The 1,178-nt window shown below is 60.3% G+C and carries 1 protein-coding gene and 1 pseudogene; both read right to left on the bottom strand.

Going from position 1 to position 1,178, the window contains the following annotated elements; translation table 11 throughout:
• Positions 1–452, bottom strand: a pseudogene (locus ACXRVY_RS30380) (sugar ABC transporter substrate-binding protein); the annotation flags it as partial.
• A gap of 117 nt (positions 453–569) precedes the next feature.
• A partial coding sequence (locus ACXRVY_RS30375) for an AGE family epimerase/isomerase (protein WP_458239125.1) occupies positions 570–1,178 on the bottom strand: 609 nt, incomplete at its 5' end.

Genomic DNA, 1,178 nt, shown 5'->3' with positions numbered 1-1,178 from the left:
CAGTTGACGCGGTGGATGTTCACCGGCACGGCGACGTAGTCACCTTCGTACTTAACGGTGTCGGAGACTTTCTTCGACAGCAGGCCATCCCAGTTTTCCGACTTGGAGACTTCTTTCAGTGCGTCGGTGCTGAGCAGGCCAGTGCTGCCCCACTCCTGGATGTCCGGACCTTTGATCTGGGCAACGCCTGGCGGGTTGCCGGCTACGGCGCGACTTTTGAGTACGGTCATGGCCGTGGAACCGCCGCCACCGGCGACTGCGCCGTCCTTCCAGGTGAAGCCGTCTTTTTCGACTTGAGCCTTCAGGACATCGACCGCTGCTTTTTCACCACCGGAAGTCCACCAGTGAACGACTTCAACGGAACCTTTGGATTCGGCGGCAAGCACACTGAGGGGGAGCGCAGACAGGGAAGCGAGAGAAATGACAGTAGCGAGGCGAGAAATCGCATTCATCCAGGAGCACCTTTCTTGTTGTTATGCATGCAAGTCTATTGCTTGCGCTGCATAGGAGTTTAAACAGGGGATATCCCCTCGCAGGTAACGAAGGGATGCGCGAATGTCACCGCATGGTTACATAGAACCGCTCTGGGACAACTGCGCCAGCGCCGTGGCCATGCTCGGTGCCAGCGCCAGGCGCGGAATCAGCACGGCTTGCCAGGCGTGGTAAAGGTCAGGTTTGCCGGGCCAGATATCGGCACTCGGGCGGTTCTGCGGGTCGAGTTCGTGATGCCAGCTGCCGCCTTCGCGGTCAATGAAATGACTGTCACAGAATTCCCAGAAAAGTCGGTACCAGTGTTCGTATTGCTCTTCACCGGTGCGTTTGAGCAAGGCACTGGCGGCGGCGCTGGCTTCGCAATGGGTCCAGTGCAGGCGATGGCGGACCACCGCTTTGTTGTCCCAGTCCAGGGTGTAGACAATCCCCGGCGCGCCGTCGATGCTCCAACCGTGACGGCAATTGTGCTCGAAGAGTTTTTGCGCGTCGGTGACCAGCCAGCCCGGCGTGAGCATCCCCGCTCTCACCCGCGAAGCTTCGAGGTGCAGCAACAGCCGCGCCCACTCGAAACCATGGCCCGGGGTGGTGCCGTAGGGGCGGAAGCCGTCGGCCGGATTGTCGCGGTTGTAGTCCCGTAGCGGCTGCCAGTCGCGGTCGAAATGCTCGATCACCAGGTAATCGTTGGC

The organism is Pseudomonas sp. P5_A2_2 (assembly GCF_054177685.1).
Note: the sequence above shows the minus strand (reverse complement) of the source record. Positions and strands in the feature narration are given on the sequence as shown.